This window comes from Psychrobacter sp. Sarcosine-3u-12 (assembly GCF_002836005.1).
GTDB lineage: Bacteria > Pseudomonadota > Gammaproteobacteria > Pseudomonadales > Moraxellaceae > Psychrobacter > Psychrobacter okhotskensis.
The window spans coordinates 44,445-67,997 of record NZ_PJBY01000105.1; the positions used below are offsets into that span (position 1 = coordinate 44,445).

Annotated in this window: 21 protein-coding genes and 1 tRNA gene; 16 read left to right on the forward strand and 6 right to left on the reverse strand. The window is 43.1% G+C overall.

All coding sequences use genetic code 11. From position 1 onward, the window contains the following. Nucleotides 1-102 precede the first annotated feature (102 nt). Both rluF and CXF65_RS10765 read left to right on the forward strand, forming a co-directional pair. The gene (gene rluF / locus CXF65_RS10760; RefSeq protein WP_101212044.1) at nucleotides 103-1,083 is read left to right on the forward strand and encodes a 23S rRNA pseudouridine(2604) synthase RluF; all 981 of its coding nucleotides are present in this window, start codon (nucleotides 103-105) and stop codon (nucleotides 1,081-1,083) included. A gap of 159 nt (nucleotides 1,084-1,242) precedes the next feature. After that, nucleotides 1,243-1,680, forward strand: coding sequence for an SRPBCC family protein (locus CXF65_RS10765; protein ID WP_101212045.1), 438 nt, complete (start codon nucleotides 1,243-1,245; stop codon nucleotides 1,678-1,680). A 116-nt stretch (nucleotides 1,681-1,796) separates the two neighbouring features. Here CXF65_RS10765 and CXF65_RS10770 read toward each other — a convergent pair whose 3' ends face one another. After that, nucleotides 1,797-2,108 (reverse strand): DUF1244 domain-containing protein, encoded by a 312-nt coding sequence (locus tag CXF65_RS10770; RefSeq protein ID WP_025650869.1) that lies wholly within the window; start codon nucleotides 2,106-2,108, stop codon nucleotides 1,797-1,799. A gap of 305 nt (nucleotides 2,109-2,413) precedes the next feature. On the opposite strand from CXF65_RS10770, the gene ppiC reads away from it, so the two are divergent. Further along, a complete protein-coding gene (ppiC, locus tag CXF65_RS10775) occupies nucleotides 2,414-2,692 on the forward strand; it encodes a peptidylprolyl isomerase PpiC (protein ID WP_025650870.1) in 279 nt (92 codons plus the stop codon). A 425-nt stretch (nucleotides 2,693-3,117) separates the two neighbouring features. Here ppiC and CXF65_RS10780 read toward each other — a convergent pair. After that, nucleotides 3,118-3,192: transfer RNA gene (locus CXF65_RS10780), tRNA-Gly, on the reverse strand. A 258-nt stretch (nucleotides 3,193-3,450) separates the two neighbouring features. Here CXF65_RS10780 and CXF65_RS10785 point away from each other — a divergent pair. The 3 genes from CXF65_RS10785 (at nucleotide 3,451) to CXF65_RS10795 (ending at nucleotide 7,721) form a co-directional block, all read left to right on the forward strand. Beyond that, nucleotides 3,451-5,121 (forward strand): alpha-keto acid decarboxylase family protein, encoded by a 1,671-nt coding sequence (locus CXF65_RS10785; protein WP_101212046.1) that lies wholly within the window; start codon nucleotides 3,451-3,453, stop codon nucleotides 5,119-5,121. A gap of 197 nt (nucleotides 5,122-5,318) precedes the next feature. Beyond that, the gene (locus CXF65_RS10790; protein ID WP_227523255.1) at nucleotides 5,319-5,654 is read left to right on the forward strand and encodes a GlpM family protein; all 336 of its coding nucleotides are present in this window, start codon (nucleotides 5,319-5,321) and stop codon (nucleotides 5,652-5,654) included. Nucleotides 5,655-5,933: 279 nt separating this feature from the next. After that, the gene (locus CXF65_RS10795) at nucleotides 5,934-7,721 is read left to right on the forward strand and encodes a potassium/proton antiporter (RefSeq protein WP_101212048.1); all 1,788 of its coding nucleotides are present in this window, start codon (nucleotides 5,934-5,936) and stop codon (nucleotides 7,719-7,721) included. Between the two features lie 44 nt (nucleotides 7,722-7,765). Here the strand turns inward: CXF65_RS10795 and CXF65_RS10800 are convergent, their stop codons facing one another. Continuing rightward, a complete protein-coding gene (locus CXF65_RS10800; protein WP_101212049.1) occupies nucleotides 7,766-8,683 on the reverse strand; it encodes a LysR family transcriptional regulator in 918 nt (305 codons plus the stop codon). A 213-nt stretch (nucleotides 8,684-8,896) separates the two neighbouring features. Here CXF65_RS10800 and speB point away from each other — a divergent pair, with 213 nt between their 5' ends. The 10 genes from speB (at nucleotide 8,897) to CXF65_RS10850 (ending at nucleotide 19,805) form a co-directional block, all read left to right on the forward strand. Beyond that, nucleotides 8,897-9,865 carry an agmatinase gene (speB, locus tag CXF65_RS10805; protein WP_101212050.1) on the forward strand — a complete coding sequence of 323 codons (969 nt, stop codon included), beginning with the start codon at nucleotides 8,897-8,899 and terminating at the stop codon, nucleotides 9,863-9,865. 115 nt (nucleotides 9,866-9,980) lie between these two features. Next, complete coding sequence (locus tag CXF65_RS10810; RefSeq protein WP_101212051.1) at nucleotides 9,981-11,702, forward strand: 5-guanidino-2-oxopentanoate decarboxylase; 1,722 nt, start codon at nucleotides 9,981-9,983, stop codon at nucleotides 11,700-11,702. Nucleotides 11,703-11,967: 265 nt separating this feature from the next. Next, on the forward strand, nucleotides 11,968-13,374 hold the full coding sequence (locus CXF65_RS10815) for a YjiH family protein (RefSeq protein WP_101212052.1): 1,407 nt from the start codon (nucleotides 11,968-11,970) through the stop codon (nucleotides 13,372-13,374). Nucleotides 13,375-13,761: 387 nt separating this feature from the next. Further along, nucleotides 13,762-14,283, forward strand: coding sequence for an acetyl-CoA carboxylase biotin carboxyl carrier protein (accB, locus tag CXF65_RS10820; RefSeq protein WP_101212053.1), 522 nt, complete (start codon nucleotides 13,762-13,764; stop codon nucleotides 14,281-14,283). Between the two features lie 60 nt (nucleotides 14,284-14,343). Further along, nucleotides 14,344-15,690, forward strand: a complete 1,347-nt coding sequence (gene accC, locus CXF65_RS10825; RefSeq protein ID WP_101212054.1) for an acetyl-CoA carboxylase biotin carboxylase subunit — start codon at nucleotides 14,344-14,346, stop codon at nucleotides 15,688-15,690. A 69-nt stretch (nucleotides 15,691-15,759) separates the two neighbouring features. Then, nucleotides 15,760-16,413: a 5-oxoprolinase subunit PxpB gene (gene pxpB / locus CXF65_RS10830; protein WP_101212055.1), complete on the forward strand. Its 654-nt coding sequence runs from the start codon at nucleotides 15,760-15,762 to the stop codon at nucleotides 16,411-16,413. A gap of 49 nt (nucleotides 16,414-16,462) precedes the next feature. Next, nucleotides 16,463-17,383 carry a biotin-dependent carboxyltransferase family protein gene (locus CXF65_RS10835; protein ID WP_101212056.1) on the forward strand — a complete coding sequence of 307 codons (921 nt, stop codon included), beginning with the start codon at nucleotides 16,463-16,465 and terminating at the stop codon, nucleotides 17,381-17,383. Continuing rightward, complete coding sequence (pxpA, locus tag CXF65_RS10840; protein ID WP_101212057.1) at nucleotides 17,373-18,107, forward strand: 5-oxoprolinase subunit PxpA; 735 nt, start codon at nucleotides 17,373-17,375, stop codon at nucleotides 18,105-18,107. Before CXF65_RS10835 ends, pxpA begins: the two co-directional genes overlap by 11 nt. A 53-nt stretch (nucleotides 18,108-18,160) precedes the next feature. Continuing rightward, on the forward strand, nucleotides 18,161-19,348 hold the full coding sequence (locus CXF65_RS10845) for an NRAMP family divalent metal transporter (protein ID WP_101212058.1): 1,188 nt from the start codon (nucleotides 18,161-18,163) through the stop codon (nucleotides 19,346-19,348). Between the two features lie 7 nt (nucleotides 19,349-19,355). Next, complete coding sequence (locus tag CXF65_RS10850; protein WP_227523256.1) at nucleotides 19,356-19,805, forward strand: acetyl-CoA carboxylase biotin carboxyl carrier protein; 450 nt, start codon at nucleotides 19,356-19,358, stop codon at nucleotides 19,803-19,805. A gap of 62 nt (nucleotides 19,806-19,867) precedes the next feature. On the opposite strand, the gene CXF65_RS10855 is transcribed toward CXF65_RS10850, so the two are convergent. The 3 genes from CXF65_RS10855 to CXF65_RS10865 all read right to left on the reverse strand — a co-directional run bounded on the left by CXF65_RS10855 (nucleotide 19,868) and on the right by CXF65_RS10865 (nucleotide 23,479). After that, nucleotides 19,868-20,713 carry an IclR family transcriptional regulator gene (locus CXF65_RS10855; RefSeq protein WP_025650885.1) on the reverse strand — a complete coding sequence of 282 codons (846 nt, stop codon included), beginning with the start codon at nucleotides 20,711-20,713 and terminating at the stop codon, nucleotides 19,868-19,870. A gap of 198 nt (nucleotides 20,714-20,911) precedes the next feature. After that, the gene (locus CXF65_RS10860) at nucleotides 20,912-22,177 is read right to left on the reverse strand and encodes an MFS transporter (RefSeq protein WP_101212060.1); all 1,266 of its coding nucleotides are present in this window, start codon (nucleotides 22,175-22,177) and stop codon (nucleotides 20,912-20,914) included. 147 nt (nucleotides 22,178-22,324) lie between these two features. Further along, on the reverse strand, nucleotides 22,325-23,479 hold the full coding sequence (locus CXF65_RS10865; protein WP_101212061.1) for an acyl-CoA dehydrogenase family protein: 1,155 nt from the start codon (nucleotides 23,477-23,479) through the stop codon (nucleotides 22,325-22,327). Nucleotides 23,480-23,553: the final 74 nt, after the last annotated feature.

Genomic DNA, 23,553 nt, shown 5'->3' on the forward strand with positions numbered 1-23,553 from the left:
TGAGTTTCCTATATAATACGAGCCATCCAGTTATTAATTATTCATTCAATTTAGGTTTTTTTCTTAGCAGGAAAAGCCTTTCATTAAGTAAAACGGTGCTTTATGTTTAACGCTTCCTCGACTCGTTTAAATAAATACATCAGCGAAAGCGGTATTTGCTCCAGACGCGACGCTGACCGCTTTATTGAACAAGGTAATGTGTACGTCAATGGCAAGCGTGCTCAAGTAGGCGCGCAAGTAGTCGCTGGAGATGCGGTAAAAGTTAACGGCCAGCTTATTGAGCCACGAGAGCCTGATGATTTTGTTTTTATTGTGTTGAATAAGCCAGTAGGTATTGTCAGCACCACCGAGAGCTCTGAGAAAAACAACATCGTCGATTTTGTGAGACATAGTTTACGTATTTTCCCCATCGGTCGTTTGGATAAGGACTCCCAAGGTTTAATCTTTTTGACCAACAATGGCGATCTGGTGAATAAGGTATTACGTGCTGGAAATAATCACGAAAAAGAATATTTGGTCACGGTCAATAAACCGATCACCGATAGTTTCATCGAGGGTTTGGCCGGTGGTGTGCCTATTTTGGGGCAGATGACAAAGAAATGCCCGGTTACTAAGGTCGCACCCACCGTGTTTAACATCACGCTAGTTCAGGGTTTGAACCGCCAAATTCGCCGTATGTGTGAGCATTTTGGCTATGAAGTGGTGAAGCTTGAACGTACACGGATTATGAATGTCAGTCTTAAGGGAATTCCCGTTGGAGACTGGCGAGATTTGACCGAAAAAGAGCTGTCTGTTTTACTGAAGTCTATAGGAGCGTCTTCTTCAGAGGACAATAAATCGGGCAAGAAGTCTCAGAATGCGCCTCGAAAAAAAGCTCGCACTGATAGCTCATCAAAGCCAAAATCATCTGCAAAACCAACGAGCGCCGCAAAGGGAAGTACCAAACACTCAAAGGATGGTGCTAGAAAGCCGAAAGGTTCTAAAGATAAGCGTCCTTTTGGTGATAGCAATAAATCTCGTGGCAATGGCAAACCTACTGCACGTGGCAAGCGTCCTTCAAAAGGTCGAGGCTCTAAGCGGTAACAGTCTTCAAAGCCATAGATTGACTTTTAGTTGTTGACTGGTTTAGAGCGTTTTACAAAAGATACTGTATAAAAATCCAGATAACTTAAAGTTTGATTGCTTTATTCATTTATGAAATGGCAATAAGCTAAATAATCTTAACCTTAATGAGATAATATTATGTTCAAGATAAAAGTAGAACGCATTGTCAAAAAACCGATTAATGAGGTTTTTGAAGCACTAAGTGACCACGCTAGCTATGGATTATTTAAAGCTGTAGGTACTGCTAAATTGTTGACTGAAGGTGACGAGGAACGCAATGGCGTTGGCGCTTTACGATCAGTACAAACGGGCACCTTTAAAGTATGGGAGCGCATTACGGCGTTTGAGCGTCCCACCCATATGCAATACAAAATCGAAAAATCTAAACCTATAAGAATGCAACATAACAAAGGCATGATTGATCTAAAAGATTTAGGAGACGGAACTACACACGTGACTTGGCTGTCTGAAGGTCGAATAGTTGTGCCATTAATTGGATGGGCGTTGGATCGTAAAATGCAAAAACAAGGTACAAAAGTATTTAATAGTATGCTCAAGTCTTTAGAGAGCAGATAAACTAAAAGCCGCTAAACTAGCGGCCTCGCTTGATTGTATTCCAAGTATTGCTTAGCGTTTTTATAGTTGTTCTCAATCAATATTGATTCATTGATTGAGAGCAACTACAATTACTCTTAATTGGACTCGTTCTTGGCGGCTTCAATGTCGTTAAAGCGTGCCAATTGCTCTGGTGTTGCTGGTTGTTGATGCTTCTCTTTCCACTCAGAATAGGGCATGCCATAAACAAGCTCACGCGCGTCTTCGTAGTCGATGTCAATCCCACGCTCTTCACCAGCTGCTTTATACCATTTGGATAAACAGTTGCGACAAAAGTCAGCAAGGTTCATTAAATCAATATTTTGTACGTCTTTACGCTCGTCCAAATGAGCCAATAAACGACGGAATGCTGCGGCTTCTAATTCGATGTTGGATTCTAATTTTGCCATAAGATTCTTCCTAATGGTTAATTGTTAATGGGTATTTATGCATTGTTATACAGGGCATTTTAAGAGTAATGATAACCTGTTTTCTGTTCATTTAATGGTTGTCCATTTATTAAAAATTTATTTACATGAGCTAACATTGAAATTCCCTCCAAACCTGAAAAATTGGATAAAAGAACTCAGCGCTTTATAAAATAGCCTGTGTAGATAATGGCTTTTGATAAAATAGCGCAGTCAAGTTAGGTGAGAAACCAAAGTAAGTAGTGATATAATGCCCTGATAATCAATATTTTATGAAGGTTTACGTTATGGCTCGCACCGCTAGCGCATTACACATTTTAGTCAAAGATAAAGCATTGGCTGACGACATTATTGCCAAACTCAAAAAAGGCGCGCAGTTTGATGTACTGGCTAAGAAACACTCCACCTGCCCATCAGGCAAAAAAGGTGGCAGCTTAGGTGAGTTTGAAAAAGGCGACATGGTACCAGCATTTGATAAAGTCTGCTTCAACAGTGAACTCTTTACCCCGCATTTAGTAAAAACCAAATTTGGCTGGCATGTGGTTAAAGTGCTTTATAGGACGTAAGCGTTAGAGACTGTAGTGGCATAGAAGCCTTAAACTGTTTTTAATAGATGATGCACACAAGAAAAGCCAGACAGCTTAGTTGTCTGGCTTTTTTAATTCTTGGTACTTATCTGTCTGCTAAAAATCATGCTGACGTATATGTGTACTTCAATCGGATAGTTATAACCATAGTATTTACATACAACATCATCTAAGTGAGCATAGCGTTGAGAAATCATCTCAAATTGTATTTATGCGCTAAGCTCATAATTCTCGCAAAGCGTCTTTACGTGCTTAATAAAGCCGCCTTTATTATTGTATGCCCAGTAGTCCGCCCATATTTGAATATCATAGGTGCTCTGCGTAATCCCCTAAAAATAGACAAAAAAAAGCCTCACATCTCCCATTAAGAGATGTGAGGCTTTTGCGCTTTATTCAAGCTAATTTGGAGCGGGAAAAGAGATTCGAACTCTCGACCCCAACCTTGGCAAGGTTATGCTCTACCACTGAGCTATTCCCGCTGATTATCAATTAACTGTCGTTAGTTGATGAAGGCGTATTATACGCAGTTTTTTAAGAGTGTCAACACCTATGACGAAAAAAGTAAAAGTTAGTAAGACAGGTATGTTATCTGGCCATAAATGTATGTTATAACAATTTCTTATAATATGCATTCCAAAAGCTTTGCATTAAATAAATAAGCTGGGATGTACTTTATAGTTAGTCATAATCAAATTAAAAACCAACAATACTTAGAATGATAAGTCAAAGGATAAGAAATGAGTCAACAATATACCATCGCTGATTATTTGTTTGATCGAATCGCTGAAGCGGGTACCACTGAAATATTTGGTGTGCCCGGTGATTTTAATTTAACATTTTTAGACAATGTTATCGCTTCTGATAAATTGCGCTGGGTGGGTAACACCAATGAGTTGAATGCAGGCTACGCAGCTGACGGCTATGCACGTGAGCGTGGTTTTGCCGCTATGGTAACGACTTTTGGCGTCGGTGAGCTGTCAGCGATTAATGCAACGGCAGGCTCGTTTGCAGAGTATGCACCGGTATTGCATGTGGTCGGCGCACCAAGCACAGCATTGCAAGATTCCAAACGCAGGATTCATCATACTTTGGGTGACGGGGTATTTAACCATTTTATTAAAATGGTCGAGCCGGTGACTGTGGCGCGCGCGCACATTACACCTGAAAATGCTGCTTCTGAGATTGATCGGGTTATTCGTCTGATTCTTAAAAAGCATCGTCCCGGTTATTTACTGTTATCACCAGATGTTGCAAAAACGCCCATTTATCCGCCGACGACCAAACTTGTCGATAGTGAAGAAGATATCACCAGTCAAGCGGCGTTAGATGATTTTAAGCAAGCGCTAATAGAATTTCTGCCAAACAAAACCACTACGCTTATGGCAGACTTGATGGTGCATCGTTTAGGGCTGCAAAAGCAGTTAAAAGCGTTGCTTGCCGATACCAATATTCCTTATACGACGCTATCGTGGGGCAAAACTTTGCTTGACGAAAACAGTGATCGTTGGGCAGGGACTTATGCAGGCGTGGCATCGCGTCCCGTCGTTAAGGATATGGTCGAAAACTGTGAGTGTTTGATTAAGATTGGCGTGCAGTATACGGATACGACGACAGCGGGTTTTAGCCAAAATATTGATGAAAATGTGGTGGTTGACCTGCATTATGAGCGTGCAAGTATCGCAGGCAGAAACTTTGCACCCATTGCCCTAAAAGATGCTCTAAAAACATTGCATGAGGTGATGACTTCAGATATTAACATTGTGCCAAAGCAGTTCTGTGAAGAGGTAAAGCCGCATGAGCAACATGGCAAGGATGATGAGGCTATCCGTCAAGATGACTTATGGCATATCATCGCTGATGCGCTTGATGATAAAAACTTGGTGTTTTCTGAACAAGGTACTGCCTATTTTGGTATCAGTGATGTGCGTCTGCCAGAAGGCGTGACGTCTTATGGACAGCCTATGTGGGGTTCTATCGGTTATACTTTGCCGGCGAGTTTAGGCGCGGCCATTGCATCGCCGCATAAGCGTAGTATTTTGCTGATTGGTGATGGCTCGGCATTATTAACCATTCAAGAGATTGCGGTCATGATTCAAGAGCGGGTCAATCCTGTGATTGTACTGATTAATAATGACGGCTATACCGTTGAGCGGGCGATTCATGGTGAAAACCAGTATTATAACGACATCCCTAAATGTGACTGGCAGCTGATGCCAAAAGCGTTTGGTGCTACTGATGATAATAGTCTGCTACTAAAAGCAGAGACAGCGGGTGAGTTAAAAGCAGCTCTCAAGCAAGCAGCTGCCGCCAAAGACAAGCTGGTTATGTTGGAAGTCATCGCTGGTAAGCATGATATCCCGCCACTACTGGCCGACATCAGTGCCGCGCTGAAGCCAAAAAATGATTGAGTAATTAATAAAAAACTCGCTTCATAAAAAAGTGCAAGAAGCCCCATCTAGCAATGTTGCTAAATGGGGCTTCTTGCACTTTTTTATCCTATAGATTAATTAATCAGTTATTGCTCTTATGTCGGTTTGCAGACTTTAGTATCATGGTAGATTGGGTTATTTCCAGCCCTTATCATTCCATAGGAGATGACCCCGTCGTGATTTGGCTAAAAATGCTTATTGGCGCTTTGATGGTTTTGCTCATTCAATTATTTGCGCAGACCAAATTCTTCTATCTGGCGGCATTGGCACCGCTATTCCCCACTTTTACGTTAATCAGTCACTTTATCGTCGGTACTGAGCGCAGTCCCGCTGATTTAAAGGTCGCGCTGATATTCAGTATGCTTGGCGTCATACCGCATTTGATTTATACATTTGTGGTGTTTTTTAGCATCAGTTATATGAGCTTATACAAGGCATTGCTATTAGGTGTGGCCGCTTGGACGGTTGCGGCGGCTATTCTAGTACTGACATGGCAATACATTCAAGGTTAAGTAATATTAAGACGTAAACTCTTTTAGCACAGCAATGGCATTTTATAGGCTTCACCTTAATATCTGAGCGTTTTTTATTGAAGTCTTTTTTATTGATTTAGTATTGGCTGCTAGTTCTGATGGTGATGCTAATATCATTACAAATAATTGTCATTCATATTTTGAATAATGGCCGCTTATGATAGGCTCACTGGTGTAATATCTACTAACAGCAAGATAACGAAAACCCCATCGCAATCAATTACTATTCTTAATAATAACAAATAGGGCTCAAAAAAAATGGATACCTTAAATATCCTGTATCTCGTAGGCGCAGTACTAATTTTCGCCAGTATCATGGCGAGTACATTGTCGGCGCGCTTAGGTGTACCATTGTTGTTGCTGTTTTTGATAGTGGGTATGTTGGCAGGCGAGCAGGGTATCTTGGGTATTGAGTTCTCTCAATATGCGCTAGCCAATTTCGTAGGGCAGGCCGCCTTAGCCTGTATCTTGCTAGATGGTGGTTTACGTACGTCCTTTAAATCGTTTCGAGTAGGGCTAAAACCTGCGATTACGCTGGCCACGTGGGGTGTGTTGGTCACGGTCATGGTGCTAGGTGTATTTGTCACTTGGCTGCTTGATGTCGATTGGCGCTTTGGTTTGCTGATGGCAGCGATTGTCGGCTCAACCGATGCAGCAGCGGTATTTTCTCTATTACGTAATGGCGGCGTCAAGCTTAACGACCGTGTACAAGCAACGCTTGAACTTGAGTCTGGTGCCAACGATCCCTTAGCTATTTTATTGGTTACTGGTCTTATCGCCTTGAATGTTGATCCTGATGGTCAGACAGTATTTGGCTTTTTAGTTTTATTGCTACAGCAGCTGAGCTTTGGGCTAGGGATGGGCTTGTTATTCGGTTATTTCTTATCCCGATTATTGCCCAAGGTACATCTGGCAGAGGGTATGTATGCCATCTTGATACTGTCGGCTGGCTTGGCAGTGTTTGCAGCGACCAATTTAATCGGTGGTAGTGGATTTTTAGCCGTTTATCTTACTGGTGTGCTGATAGGTAACCATAAAGTGCGCTCAACCGAACACGTCATGCGGGTGATGGATAGCTTTGCGTGGTTATCACAAGCAGTGCTGTTTGTCGTTTTAGGTTTATTAGTCACGCCATCGAACGTCCTCAATGTTTGGTATTACTCGGTCGCCATTGCCGCCTTTATGATTTTGATTGCCCGTCCCATCGCGGTCTATACCAGCGTGAAGCCTTTTAAGTTTAAAGACAGAGAGATTGGCTTTATTTCTTGGGTGGGCTTGCGTGGCGCTGTGCCTATTACTCTTGCGATATTGCCTGTCATGGCAGGGATAGACAACGCCTTTATGCTGTTTGATATTGCTTTTGGCGTGGTGGTTTTATCTTTGATTTTGCAAGGTACAACCATTCCCTTTATGGCAGATTTATTCAAAGTACGTATTCCGAATAATAAAGACCCAGAAGAAAAACATGAGGTTTGGGTGTCGGACAAGGCGAGTATTACGTTATATCAGTTTCAAGTGAAGTCAGGGGCGTTTGCCATTGGCCGCCATCCGAGGGGTATCTCTAATCGCGTCAATCCTGATGAGATTAGTATTTTTGCTTTGGTACGTGGGCAGCAGATTGTGATTGTCGATGATAATACCAAGCTCAAATTTGGAGACAGTGTCTGGTATGCTATGCGCGGTGATCACGCCAGCCAGATTGCTAAGATATTCAATGATACAACATTAGACCGAAAAGCCATCGATGACTTTTATGGCGATTGGCTACTATCACCTAGCGTCAAGCTTGGCGACTTGCCATTCTTGACTGGTGTCATGACCCCCGAATCTTTGGTCGATAAACTTAAGTCCAAACCTAAAGACGACGAAAAAAGCATGTGGTCGCAGACGGTTGCTGAATATGTCAAAGCCAGCTTAGCTATGACGCCAGTATCAGGAGATACCGTTGCCATCAATGACGAATGGTCATTAGTCATCAAAGAAGTCGATGATCAAGGCAAGCTCAGAACCATTGGTCTAAAGCGTCAGGAGCAACCAGCAGCGTAAACTGGTTTATAGGAGATTTTTATCACTTCGGTGTTTTTTCTAAATCAATTCGGTGCGTTTTCTAATAAAAGACGCATCATTTGACTTAAAAAGTCGGCGACTTGTTTGTGCAGGTTTTCTCGGTAAGCCCAATGATGCTTGACCTCATAACTGGCCTCATTGGGCAGTAGTATTTTCATCAGCCCCATCTCTTCATAACGTTTGGCTAAATCATTAGGCAAATAGCCAACATGATGACCTGCCAAAATCAGCTGCGCGGTTGCCTCCATATGATAAGTGGTAGCGCTTAACGTCTTGGGGCGGACATGATTGATGCTCATATCAGTAATATACCCTCGTTTTATCCATGGATGGTTTTGTTCCAAGTCCTCAAAGCTTAAGCCTTCTGACTCATAAAACAGTTTATGCTCGCGTCCGCAGCAGACGACTTGTCTTTCAATAAATGCTGGCTGAAAAGTGAGTAATGGTGGAAAACTACCAAAATAACCCACGCCAATATCACTCTCGTTACTCAGCAGCTTCTCCAGCATGCTTTCAGGGCTTTGCACATCGATAGAAAAATGAATGAGTGGATTGTCATGGTAACTAGAGGCCAAGCACTGGCGCAAGGCATCATAAAAAGACGTCGGCATCTGATCAATGAGACACAGTCGGATATGACCGCCACGCACCGAGTCCAATTGCCGAATATAATGCAGTTGATGCTGAAAGCTGGCCACCGCTTCGGTAAAACTCAAGCAAGCCTCGTAAACCGCAGCGCCATCTTCTGTCAGCTTAAAACCCGCGCGGCCACGATGACAAAGCGTCATACCCAAGCGATCTTCTAAATGGGTTAAATGTCCACTAATGACAGAGGGCGTCACATTTAAGCGCGACTGAGCGGCGGTCACGCCTTGACACTCCACGATTGCCATAAAGCTACGCAAGGTTTTGATGTCTATTTTTATCAATTCATCTAACATCGAAAGTTATGTTCCCGTATCTATTGTCTTGACCAAAACTTTTATAAAACTTCTAATAATAACGATTAAATCTAACTTACTACGAAAAAATAGAAGTTTACTTCTGAATTTTACCATGGTCTGCCTACCGATATTTAGGTATTGTCAGAGTCATATAAAAATTGATATATAACAAATTGTCTATTTCGACGACATAAAACAAGGATGTGAATTATGAAATTCAATCAACCATTGAGCGGCAACGACATGCCAAGATTTGGCGGCTTTGCTTCTATGATGCGCCTGCCAACTCAGGCTGATGCAGCAGGATTAGACGTGGCTTTCGTTGGTGTACCTATGGATATTGGGGCGTCAAACCGTAGCGGTGCCAGATTGGGCCCTCGCCAGATTCGCGATGAATCACGCATGATTCGCCCTTATAACGTTGCCACTCGCGCGGCACCCTTTGAGTCTTTACAAGTCGCTGATATCGGCGACGTACCTATCAATACCTTCAATCTCTTAAAAAGTATCGATATCATCGAAAAGTTCTATACAGAAAAAGTCGTGAATCATGGTGCTATCCCATTGACATTGGGCGGCGATCATACCATTGCTTTGCCTATTCTGCGTGCACTCGCCAAAAAACATGGCCCTGTCGGTATGGTACATATTGATGCGCATGCAGATATCAATGATGAGATGTTCGGCGAAAAAATCGCTCATGGTACGCCGTTTCGCCGTGCTGTCGAAGAGAACCTTATCGATGGTAATCGTGTGGTACAGATTGGTCTGCGTGGCACTGGATATAGTGCTGAAGAATTTGATTGGTCAACCCAACAAGGCTTTCGCGTGGTTCCTGCCGAAGAGTGTTGGTATAAGTCGCTGACGCCATTGATGGCAGAAGTCCGTGAAAAGCTTGGTGACGGTCCTGTCTATTTAAGTTTCGATATCGATGGTATTGATCCGGCATTTGCACCGGGTACGGGAACGGCTGAAATCGGTGGCTTAACCTCGACGCAAGCTATTGAAATTATTCGCGGTATGCGTGGCCTTGATGTCGTCGGAGGTGATTTAGTAGAAGTGTCACCACCGTACGACCCATTTGGTAATACCTCTGTATTAGCCGCGAACTTATTGTTTGAGATGCTGTGTATCTTGCCAGGCGTCCGCTACGACGATAAGGTCAAAGCAGTCTATTAATCATCATTCGTTATCTTTTCGCCAAATTTATCCTTTGTTAATAGGGTGATATGGGTTTGTAGTTTAGACTTAACGATTTTTTTATACGATATTGAATTTTTAGGATGATTAACTCATGACGCAAATGATGCAAACGCCTGCTTCAGCACCAGCCATACCGTCTTTGACCTGCGGTGAGCTGCTCGTGCAATGGCTAGAGTATTATGGGGTAGAGACGGTATTTGGTATTCCGGGTGTCCATACGGTCGAGCTATATCGAGGTCTACCGAGTACCAGTATTCGCCACGTGACACCGCGTCACGAGCAAGGTGCTGGATTTATGGCTGATGGCTATTACCGTGCGTCTGGCAAAGTTGGCGTCTGCTTTATTATCACTGGTCCCGGTATGACCAACATCATGACTGCTATGGCGCAAGCCTTGGCTGACTCTATCCCGATGCTCGTGATATCTAGTGTTAATAAGGTAAAAGATACCGGTAGTGGTGAAGGGCACTTGCATGAACTACATGACCAACAAGGTATGGTTAGTAAGGTAGCGCTCACCAGCAAAACCATCTGGCAGCCTGAAGCATTACCGAAAGTCATCGCCGAAGCTTTTGCTTTGTTTAATGGCGCGCGTCCGGGCCCCGTGCATATCCAGCTACCTATTGATGTGATTACCGCCAATGCCAGTCATGTCGCCAAGCCTCCTAGCTTGAGTCATATTGCAAAAGGTCAAGATAATACGAATGGCTTGACCTTTCCGCAAGTGATGCGACCGCTGCCCAATCCTGCGCAATTAGATTTGATTGTTGAAACTTTGAAAGCCGCAAAGAATCCCGTGATTCTTTATGGTGGTGGCTGTGTTGATGTCGACCATGATGCACAAAAACTGGCAGAGCTTATCGATGCACCGACTTTTTTGACCATCAATGCTAAAGGGTTGCTACCACCTAATCATCCGTTGAGTTTGGGTAGCAATCAGTCATTAGATACCGGCCGTGCTGTTATTAGCGAGGCTGATTTAGTATTAGCCATTGGCACTGAGCTGGGTGAGACTGATTATGACGTGTTCTTTAATGGTGAGTTTAAAATCAATGGCACGCTGATTCGCATTGACTGCGATGCTCAGCAATTGCAGCGTCCTTTTAGAGCCGATATCGCCGTATTATCCGATGCGCAAGTGGCTATCAGTGGGCTGTGTAACCGTTTAGAGGATCAGGCGTTAAACCATCAAGCAGTAGCGCGAGTAGCTGATGCAAAACAGTCACTTATAGAAAACATGACACCAGATTTTGCGGGTCAAAATGCGCTGCTGCAGCTGATTCGGGATGAGGTAGAAGACGTTATCTTTGTTGGTGATTCGACCCAGCCTGTCTATAGCGGCAACCTTGGCTTTGAAGCGTTGGCAACGCGTCGATGGTTTAACTCATCGACTGGATTTGGCACGTTAGGCTATGGTTTGCCTGCTGCAATTGGGGCTATGATTGGCTCAAACAGTCCGGTGGTTAGCTTGATTGGCGACGGTGGTATTCAGTTTACGATTGCCGAGCTCATCTGCGCCGCTGAGCTTGAGCTGCCGTTAATTGTCCTGCTGTGGAATAACCAAGGCTATGGCGAGATTCGTCGTTATATGGAGGAGGGCGGGTTGCCACTGATCGGGGTTAATATTAAGACGCCGAATTTTGAGCCATTAGCCGCAGGCTTTGGTGCTGGTTATCGTAGAATTACAGCCAAACAGCAACTGCTAGATGCATTGAAAGAAGATATTAAAGGCAAGCAACCTATTATTTATGAAGTTGATGAATCTGATGCATTTCTAACCGAAATGGGTAAGAGTTTTAGTTGTTTTAGTTAAAGGTTAAAGGCAGTGACATTAATAGTAAGAACACTAACAATAGTGAGGCTGGCTATATTAAAGTGTGCTGAATGAAGGACATAAAGAGGCAGATAAAAAACTCATTGCTAAATACGGTATCGCTATTTATTTATTTGAGAGATTAAGAAACCGAATCATAAAAAATTTACCCATAAGAAACTGAATCGACTCATTCGCTCAACCCAAGGATCGGTCAAAAAGCGAAAGAAACATTGGCGGTCGTCGCCTATCATGGAGGAATAAAATGACGAGTCATATTAGTAAGTCACAGCAGCCAGTTTTAGGAAACAATGCTGTCGATCCCAGAACACCAGAGGGGATACAATGGCGAGCAGCATTGTGGAAATTCCTGTTATTTTCCGCCCTTGGTATCGCCTTATTTATCATTCCATTCCAGTGGGATGGCAAGGTTACTATTTTATTAGGGGTATTGACCGATGCGCTGCAAGGCTGGATAGGCGACTATGTGGTTTACGTGGCCTTAGCGATTGTTACTACCTCCTTTATCGGTGCACTTGCTATTAAGCTGCTACGACCTACTTTGCAGCAAGACTCGATGCTAAAGAAGCTCTTCGATGTTGAATGGTTATGGCTCGCCGCCCGTTTTTTAGGCGCAGTATTTATCTGGATGATCTTTTTACAAGTAGGCCCTGAGTTTATTATTAATCGTAATACTGGCGGCGTTATTTTTGAAGATTTGATTCCGATTTTGATTCCTCTCTTCTTTTTCGCCATCTTATCGTTACCGTTTTTGACCGATTTTGGCTTGATGGAATTTTTAGGGACGCTATCGAGCAAGGTATTTATCAAGCTGTTTAAACTGCCCGGACGCTCAGCGGTCGATGCGATGTCTTCTTGGTTTGGCGCGGCGTCTATTGGTTTGCTCGTGACCATGCAAGAGTATGACAAAAGCTACTATAGCCAGCGTGAAGCGGCGATTATTGCCACGACTTTTTCGGTGACCTCAATTGCCTTTACGTATGTCGTTGCCAAGACTATTGGCGTTGACAATAACTTTGTCTTCTTTTATCTCACCATCGCGTTGACCGGTTTTGTCGCGGCCATTATCATGCCACGTATCCCGCCATTGTCATTAAAGGCCGACACTTACCATTCTGGCAAATGTATGCTGGATGAAGAGATTCCTGCGCAGTATAGTATGCCGCAGTGGGCGCTCAATCGTGCCGTGACGCGTGCGCACTCTATGCCCAGTCTGGCGAGCGTATTTAAGCATAGCGTAAAGAATCTATTTGATATTTATTTCGGCTTAATCCCTGTTATTTTCGCTATCGGCACCATTGGTCTGGGGCTAGCAGAGTACACGCCTGTATTCAATTGGATATCCGCGCCCCTCGTGCCAGTGCTTGAATTGTTAAAGATTCCAGAAGCGGCAGAAGCTGCGCCTGCCATGATTATGGGCTTTGCTGATATGTATCTACCAGCGTTGGTTGGTAAAAGCATTGAAAGTGAGATGACACGATTTATCGTTGGAGCGGCCTCTATTACCCAGATTATTTATATGTCTGAGGTCGGGGCGCTAATTTTGAAATCAAATATCAAGCTCAATGTGTTAGAGCTGTTTATGATCTTCATTCTCCGTACTTTAATTAGCTTAGTTATTATCACCTCAGTAGCCCATCTTCTATACTAGTTAGATATATTGATACTTAGTCAAAATTATCAGATATAACTGATGGTTTTGGCTAAGTTTGACGCGATTAATTCTACTTCTACATAGGCTTAACCAATTTTTAGTGGTTGTAAATAATAACTTTTGACTGGTGTTAAGCTATAGTTTATACAATTTAAAAAAGATAAAAAGTGACTGAGTGCCGATGTATATGTAATAACTCAAGCACGCTTAATAGTGTAATTTTTTTATAGTGAATTGACTGTTTTTAAATAGGTTTGATAGCAAGATGATTGTGGTTATTTAGCTAAATCTGACAAAAAATATATGCTACGATTAAATAAAGCAGTGCAATATAGTCAAATAAAATAATGGTGTTCTTTTCACTCTAATGGACTAGATAATAATATGAATATTAACTTCCCTGACCTCGAAAAGCTGATAAAGATAGCTGAACGCTCTAACATAAATTCCTTAGAAGTAACGGATGGTGACGCGCGTATCTTTATAATATGCCGATCTGATGGCAACGAGAGTATCAGTGGTGACAACAACAATAACAATAAGCGCAATCTTGCTAGCACCTCCGGCTCAAAACAGCGAGCGAATATAAGCGCTGAGAGCAATCAAAACGATGTTGGTAATGATGACGCAGTTCTCAATAAAAAAGAGGCAAATGAAGACGCCCAAAAACAAGTAACAGCACCTATGCTAGGCACTTTTTATCGACGCTCAGAGCCTACAGCTGACGAGTTTGTTAAAGTAGGGGATAAGGTAGACAAAGGACAGACGCTATGTATTATTGAGGCTATGAAAATGATGCACGAGGTCAAAGCTGAGTTTCCATGCACTATTAAAGAGGCATTAGTTGATGAAGGTGATGTTGTAGAATATGGACAACCCTTGTTTATCATTGAGCCTACCAGCTAAGATTAGCGTACATTGCTTACGTACTATACTTTTTAGGAATATCAGCTTAGGAAGACCGACATGTTCTCAAAAATCTTAATTGCTAACCGTGGCGAGATTGCCTTACGCATTGTGCGAGCTTGCAAACAGTTGGGTATCCAATCAGTCATAGCCCATTCGGAGTCGGATAGAGACTCGCTACCAGTACGCTTCGCTGATGAGAGCATATGTATCGGCCCTGCTAATGCGACACACAGCTACCTAAATCAAAGAGCGATTGTCTCTGCGGCAAAAATGACCAACGCTGACGCCATTCACCCAGGCTATGGGTTTTTGTCTGAGAATGCAGAATTTGCGGATTTGATTGAGAAGTCTGGTCTCGTTTTTATCGGGCCGACCGCAGATAATATTAGACAGATGGGAGACAAGGTCGCTGCTAAAAAGCAAATGATTGCCGCGAGTGTGCCTTGTGTACCTGGTTCCGAAGGTGCTTTGCCCGCAGATAGCGATCAGATAATCAAGATTGCAAGTGATGTTGGCTATCCTGTCATTATCAAAGCGGCGAGTGGTGGCGGTGGCCGTGGTATGCGAGTCGTGGAACAAGAGGCTGATTTATTATCCGCTATTTCTATGACGCAAACAGAGGCTAAAGCCAATTTTGGTAGTGCTATTGTTTATCTCGAAAAGTACCTACAAGCGCCGCGCCATATCGAAATCCAAGTGCTGTCTGATACCCACGGCAATGCTATTTATCTAGGTGAGCGCGATTGCTCTATGCAGCGCCGCCACCAAAAAGTAATAGAGGAAGCGCCAGCACCAGGGATTACTGATGAACAAAGACAGCGGATAGGTCAAGCTTGCGCGACTGCCTGCCAGCAAATGAAATATAGAGGGGCGGGCACGTTTGAGTTTTTATATGAAAACGGTGAGTTCTTTTTTATCGAGATGAATACTCGTATTCAGGTTGAGCATCCTATTACCGAGATGGTCACTGGGGTCGATATCGTTCAAGAACAAATACGAGTAGCCGCAGGGCTGAAGCTTACGCATAAACAAAGTGATATTGTTATCACTGGACACGCTTTTGAGTGCCGTATTAATGCTGAAAACCCTGTTACCTTTTTGCCCAACGCTGGCCGTATAGACTACTGTCATATGCCAGCAGGGCTTGGTATTCGAGTGGATAGCCATATCGAATCAAACTATACCGTTCCACCCTCTTATGACAGTTTGATAGCGAAAATATGCGTGCATGATCATTCAAGGGAAGCGGCGATTGAGAAGATGCAAGCGGCATTATCAGAAGCGCAAATTACAGGCATTGATACCAATATCAGCCTTCACGAGCGACTGTTTAAAGATGAAGCATTTTGTCAGGGTCAAGTAAGTATTCATTATCTAACCGAATGGATAAAAAAGAATATCTAAGTTAAGTCTTAATATCTAAAAATAAATCTGAAGCCGACATGAAAGACAAAGATAACGGAGCGTGTGCTAATGGAATTACAATGGCAGCTATGCAGTGAGACCAATCTAACTTTGTTTTTCCCTAAACCTATAACGTTAGAGAAGCAGCAACAGTGCTGGGCGCTCGCCGACAGCATACAGCAGATGCCAGAAGTCTTAGAAGTCGTCATCGGCATGAATACCCTAAGTGTCTTTACCTTCTCCTTGACATGGATCGAGCTTGAAGCGTTTAAAAATAAACTGTCAGCTCTGCTTGGTGACATTCCTTCAAAAACCATAAACGGTAAGCATATTGAAATTCCCGTACATTATGACGGCAAATATGGCCCTGATTTAAAAACACTGGCCACTGAATTGGGTCTCTCTGTTGAAGCGGTTGTCAAATTACATACCGAGGCGACCTATACCGTTTACTTCATTGGTTTTCAGCCCGGATTTCCTTATCTTGGCGGCTTATCTGAATCCTTATATTTTCCAAGACATGCGACCCCAAGAACCAAAGTGCCTGCAGGTTCGGTTGGCATCGGTGGTGAACAAACCGGTGTCTATCCTTTTGAATCCCCAGGTGGTTGGCAGCTGTTAGGTCAAACCGATATACCTTTATTTGATTTAACAAAAGCGTCTCCTACTTTGCTTAACGCAGGCGATACCTTGAAATTTACCGCTATTGATATTTATGAATAAAACACCTTTAAATCAGGTATCTGCTAATACAAATAAATAGAGGCTATCAATGAAGATTTTAACCACTAGTGCGCTTGCTAGCATCCAAGACTCGGGACGATTCGGCTACCGAAGCATGGGCGTGGATAGAAGTGGGGTAATGGATAGCTGGGCTTTGCAAGCGGGAAATGCGTTGTTGAAGAATGATCTCAACGAGCCTGCTATCGAAATAGCGGTCGGCAGTCTCACGATACAGTTTGAAGAAGATGTGAGTTTTTGCTTAACGGGTGCGCTGTACGAGGCATATATAGATGATAAGCGCATTCCCTGCTACTGGCGGATTAATGCGCAGGCAGGGCAAACGCTTAAACTGCTGCGTCCATTGCAAGGTATGTATACCTATCTGTGTGTACACGGCGGCTTTGATATAGAGCCGGTACTGCAATCGTCCAGCACCAATCTAAAAGCCAGTTTTGGCGGTTTTAAAGGTAGATACCTTAAAGCAGATGATGTCTTGAAGGTTAGAATAGCTTCAAGCTTACCGGTTATAGGGGTGGTACGCCTTGAGCCGACCAATATGATTAGAGTGATAAAAAATAGTGAGTACGAGTATTTTACCTCTGCCTCAAGAGCCGCGTTTGAATCACAGCAATGGCAACTACAAAGCAGTAGCAATCGTATGGGCTATCGCTTGGATGGTACCGCACTTGAGTTTAATGAAGCTACGCAAATGAGCTCGCACGGTGTCGATATCGGTATGATTCAAGTACCGCCACAAGGACAGCCGATTGTTTTGATGGCTGATGCCCAAACGACAGGCGGCTATCCTAAAATTGCGACGGTAATTAACGCTGATATAGGGCTCATGGCGCAAATTCGGTTTGGTAAAACTTGTCAATTTGTCGTCGTAGAGGTAGAGCAAGCATTGCGTGAGCAGCAAAAAAGACAACACTATATTGAGCAAATTAAGGAGTACGCCCATGAAAGTTGATTTAAATGCCGACGTTGCCGAAGGCTGCGGACAAGACGATAAGCTGATGACGATAGTAAGCTCAGCTAACGTGTGTTGCGGCTTACATGCCGGTTCTTATGCCGAGATGCTAAAGACCTTACAGTTGGCAAAAGAAAATAATGTCAGGGTAGGGGCTCATCCCAGTCTAGACGATAGAGAGAACTTTGGTCGTACCGATCAAGTTTTAGACGAAGAAGGCTATCGTGCCTTAATGCGGTATCAGTTGGGAGCGACCAAAGCGCTTTGTGACTTGGTTGGTGTGCCGTTAGAGTATGTTAAACCGCATGGCGCTTTATATAACCAAGCCGCTGCCAATGAATCATTAGCAGATATTCTGGTCAGTGAAATTAAGAATTTCGATTCCAATTTAAAAGTGATGGGTTTGTCGGGTGGCTATCTGGTCAAGTCAGCAAAAAATCATGGTCTAGAGGTGATATCTGAAGTATTCGCTGATAGGAACTATGAGAAGGATGGCTCGCTAGTCTCGCGTAGCAAAGACAATGCCCTAATAACGGACACGGATGAAGCGACCAATCATGTGCTACAAATGATTACTGAAGGGTTTGTAACCAGTGTATGCGGTGAAAAAGTGCCGGTAGATGCCCAAAGCGTCTGCTTACATGGCGACGGCGAACACGCCATTCTTTTTGCTCAAGAAATAAAAAAGCAGCTTGAGCTAAAAGGTATTGAGATATCAGCTTAATATTAGATTAATAATAGTTTGAACAACCTACTCTGTATAAAACAAGGATGTTTATGAGTACCTTAAAAAAACACAATACAGCTATTTTAGGTGCCGCCTTTTTGATGGCAACCTCAGCAGTAGGGCCAGGGTTTTTGACACAAACTGCTACTTTTACCGAAAGCCTGATGGCAAGCTTTGGTTTTGTTATTTTAATCTCTATTGTCATGGATATTGGCGTCCAGCTTAACGTTTGGCGAGTAGTAGCCGTATCCAAAAAGCGCGCGCAGGAAATTGCTAACTTGGTGTTTCCTGGAGTGGGTTATTTGCTCGCTTTCCTGATTATTGCTGGAGGCTTAGCATTTAATATCGGTAATATTGGCGGCGCTGGGCTCGGTATGCAGTCGATGTTCAATATCTCACCCATTACTGGCGCACTGATCAGTGGGGTAATCGCTGTTGCTATATTTCTAGGCCGCGAAACCGGCCCTATCATGGATAAGTTCACTCAGCTAATGGGCTTTATTTTAATTGTGTTAATTATCTATGTAATGTTTAAGTCTGATCCACCATTAGCTGAAGCAGTTACCAAAACCATTATGCCTGATAAGATAGATGCGGTAGCGATCGTAACCTTAGTAGGCGGTACGGTTGGTGGTTATATTACTTTCTCTGGTGCTCATCGCTTGTTAGAAGCAGGCGTCAGCGGAGAAGAAAACCTAGACTCTGTGACCAGAAGCTCGGTCTCTGGCATTTTGATTGCCTCTGTTATTCGCGTCTTCTTATTCCTTGCTGTCTTGGGCGTGGTCTCCAAAGGTATCGCGTTAGACCCCTCAAATCCAGCAATGTCGCCTTTTCAGTATATCCTAGGCAATACTGGTAAAGTTGTTTTTGGTATGGTGATTTGGGCGGCCTCAGTGACCTCTGTTATTGGCGCTGCGTATACTTCTGTATCTTTTATGACCAATTTTCATCCATTTATTGAGAGACACAAGCGCTATTTTATTATTGGTTTTATTGTCATCTCGACATTCGTCTTTGCCACTATCGGCAAGCCAGCTCAAGTACTCGTATTAGTTGGGACGTTAAATGGCCTAGTATTACCTATTGCTATGGTGATTATACTTATCGCCGCCTATAGAAAAAATATCGTCGGTAATTATAAGCATCCTGTTTGGATTGCTGTCTTTGGTTGGTTAATTGCTATTGCGATGAGTATTCTAAGCGTGATGACTATCGCTCAATATCTTGGTATCAGTTAAGGAGTTTATGATGGATATAGAACAAGTGGCACGGGTGGTTAAACTCGTTGAAAGCAGCCGATTGTATAAAGTAACGATTGAAGATAATGGGCAGTCAGTTACGGTAGTTAATAACGTAAATCAGCAAGAGACTGCCAGCCCTATAAAATCAAAGGCTGTTCAAGATAGTACGGATAAAAACAGTACAGATCAAAATGGTAGCGCCATTAAAGATAATCTACCGAAGGTGCGCGCGACGCATGTTGGACGGGTTTATTTAAGTGAAGATGGTGCAACTGATCCTTTAGTGAGCAAGGGCGATCATATTAAAAAAGGTCAAACGATTTGCTATATTGAAGAATTGACTCGACTGCTACCTGTGGTCAGTGACAAAGAAGGGGTTGTGAGCGATATATTGGTTGAGGATGGGCAAAGTGTCGAATACGGGCAGCCTATTTTAGCTTTGGAATTATATTAAAATGATCGTTAGGATCATCGATGATTAGGCGAGCTTAGCATGTGAAGTATGGCTTACATGCTTTAGCTAATATACATATTACTCTCAATATTATTCTTCATATGCAGTAGACGCGGGGCAATGTCTTCTTCTAGTTTAGTACGACTAAGAACAAAACTAGGTGCGCCGCAATTAAAAGTCAGTAAGCCCTCAGTTGGATGCATGATGGCAGTGGCGACAGCATTGACGTCTTTTTGCCATTCACTAATCGAAAAGCAATAACCATAGTCGTCATAATCTCTAAAGGCTTTATCCAGTCCGCGTCTAATTTTCAGCCAATCATCTTTATACTTACTACGGATGGCATCAAGGATAAATTCTTGCTCAGCAGCGGGCATACTGGCTAAACACGCACGTCCCATTGAGCTTAAATGAATGGGTAGGTATGAGCCGACATTACGTCTCATGGTAGTCGTCCCAGACCCTTGTACGACATTGAGATATACCATCCTCAGGCGATCACGGGTTGCCATAGCGACCGCACTATTGGCATAATCTGCCAGTTCTTCCATATAGGGGGTGACTAAATTGTTGATAGAGATATTCGCCATCATCGTATAGCCAAACCCTAAGACACCGGCAGAAAGCTGATATTTACTACTGTTGGTCGATTGCTTTAGATATCCTAACTTCACAAGAGTATAAGTCAGACGCGTAATTGTCCCTTTAGGCAGCCCAGTTAATTGGCTTAAGTCTTGATTACCCAGATAAGGGCGCTGCGGGGTAAAACAACGCAGCAGCTCTAGCCCGCGTGCCAAAGCGGTAATGAACTGCCTATCGTTTTTATCTCTCATGTCACTAATCGGCTCTAACAGCTCAATATGTGTTGATTTATTAGAGTCTTCATCAGCAAGGATATTAGTTGTCATATACGATTTGTTGCTCTTAGTTAAATTGATTTAAATAGCATAGAATCCACTACTTTGAGTACCTTGTAAGCAAATAGTTGTACGCTAATAGTAGTATACCGCTTCTGATAACACTCTATTAATGTACATTGAAATTATTAACATAGCTATTATAAATATAAAGTATTTCGCTATGCGGTATATATGGACTTAAAAGTATCACGCCTTTTGTGGATCATATTGCTGTTCTTTGATGAACAACGTTGGAATAAGACCACATAAGAAATACGCGCCTGCCATAAGTAACAGACCTGCGCCGATAGAGTTTTGCATAGCCATATAACCAATGGCAACTGGTGCAATAACTGAGCCCAGTCGTCCGATATTGAACGCACCGCCAATGGCCGTACCTCGAATAGCGGTAGGAAAGCTTTCCGTCAAGTAGGTGGCATTGATCGCATAAGGGATGCCGTATAAGAAACCAAAGGTTATCATTAACCAACCGATGTTCTCTGGAGTATGCATATAGACTAACACTGGAATAAATAGCGCTGTGCCCATAGTGCCGAAGGCAAATACTATTTTGCGACCAATTCTATCAGCCACTAAACCTGCCACGACTTTAGCAAACATCATCGTCAAGTAAGTACCCGCCATATATAGTGCCATCTCCTTAAACTTGATACCCAGTTCAGTTTCTAGATAAGACGGTAGCCAGTTACTTACACCGAAATAACCAAATAGTAATAGCCCTGAACTCATGGACCATAAAATGAACATGATGCGATGTTTTGGATTTTCAAAGATGGCTTTATAAGGGTTTTCAGGTTTTGTGAGTGAGTTTTTCGTACCACTAAGTTTGAGAGCACGAGCCTCTTTCCAAGAATTTGGTTCAGGGATAAGGAAATACATCGATATCGAGAGAATGATAGGTAAGAATGTTAAGAGATATAAGGTACGCCAACCATAGGTAGGAATAATCCAAGCCGAAATGCTTGTGATCACTAAAGACCCTAACGTAAAACCTGTCATCAGTGCTGCAAGTACCGTCGTTCGATGTTTGGTAGGTACCATTTCAGACATCAGGGTGTTAGTGGCAATATATAAACTGCCAAGACCCAAGCAAGCGGTGAATCGCAATGCTACAAACTGCTCGTAGCTCTGTACAAAGCCACTAAAACCAGATAACACAGAGAACATCGCTGTCGCAATCACGATAACACGTACCCGGCCAAAACGATCACAGGCCCAGCCACCGAAAAATCCACCGATGGCCATGCCAAATAACGACCAACTGCCCAAAGCACCCGCTTGTATATTGGTCAATCCAAACTCTAGCTTGAGACTTGACAGGGTAAAGGCGAGAATCCCAATATCAGCCCCATCACATAACAGCACTAGAAAACAAAAAAAGAAGGCCAATTTCCAAGGTTGCTTTTGGATAGAGCTTGAGCTTGGAGTTGACGTTATAGCAGCACTTTTCACAATGTATATCCTTATTGTTGTGAGAAAGAAATTTTATGGTAACAGCGACATAAACCAGGTATCTGCGTCCTAGCAAATACCTCGATATGCTTTGATAATGTAAATACCTTTTAATAATCAAATAAATAGCATTCAAATAAATGACAACTACTCGCTAACTTCTTTAATCATATTGCGGGCAATAATGATCTGCTGGATTTGGGTCGTGCCTTCATACAAACGATATAAGCGCACATCACGATAAAAACGTTCAATGCCATAATCGGCAATATAACCAGCACCGCCATGAATTTGCACGGCTCTATCAGCAACACGGCCACACATTTCGGTGGCAAACATCTTGGCACATGACGACTCGGTAACGACATCTTTGCCGTCATCGCGCAAGCGTGAAGCATCTAATACCATCGATTTGGCCGCATAAATCTCTGCTTTTGAGTCAGCAAGCATCGCTTGAATCAGCTGAAAATTGGCAATGGGTTGACCAAACTGTTTACGCTCGACGGCATAGCGTAGCGCGTCATCTAACATGCGAGTGGCTGCGCCTGTACTCGCTGCAGCGATATGTAAGCGGCCTTTATCCAGAACCTTCATGGCGGTTTTAAAACCTACGCCTTCTACACCACCAATCAACGCATCAGCAGGTACGACGCAGTTATCAAAAATGACATCACAAGTATGTGCGCCTTTTTGACCCATTTTTTTGTCGATTTTACCAAGTGTAATACCAGGGGTGTCGCTCTCAACAATGAATGCTGAAATACCGCCCGATCTTTTGTTTTCGGGGTCAGTGCGTGCCATCACAGTAAATATACCGGCTTGAGGGGCATTGGTGATATAACGCTTGGTGCCGTTGAGTACGTAAGTATCGCCGTCTTTAATTGCAGTGGTTCGCAGCGATGCCGCATCGGAGCCTGACTCAGGTTCGGTCAAGCAAAAAGAGCCGATAATTTCACCGCTGGCCAGTCTTGGTAGGTATTTTTGTTTTTGCGCTTCAGTACCATCGATGACCAGACCAGAGGAACCAATACCGTTATTAGTGCCTATTAATGAGCGAAAAGCAGGTGAGGTGCGCCCTAACTCAAATGCCAATGTGACCTCTTCTTCCATCGTAACGCCAAGTCCGCCGTACTCTTCGGGAATGGTCAGTCCAAATAGACCCAACTCACGCATTTGACTAATAATCTCTTCTGGCAGGCGGTCATTTTCTGCCACCCAATCTTCTTTTGGTATTAGTTGGTTATTCACAAATTGACGAATGGTTTGGACGATATGGTCGAGTACTTCCTTATCTCTAATCATGTAGTTCTTCCTTGTTGAAATAATATCTAATAGTGCTAATAGGGACTTTATGGTTAATCCGAACAAACAGCATA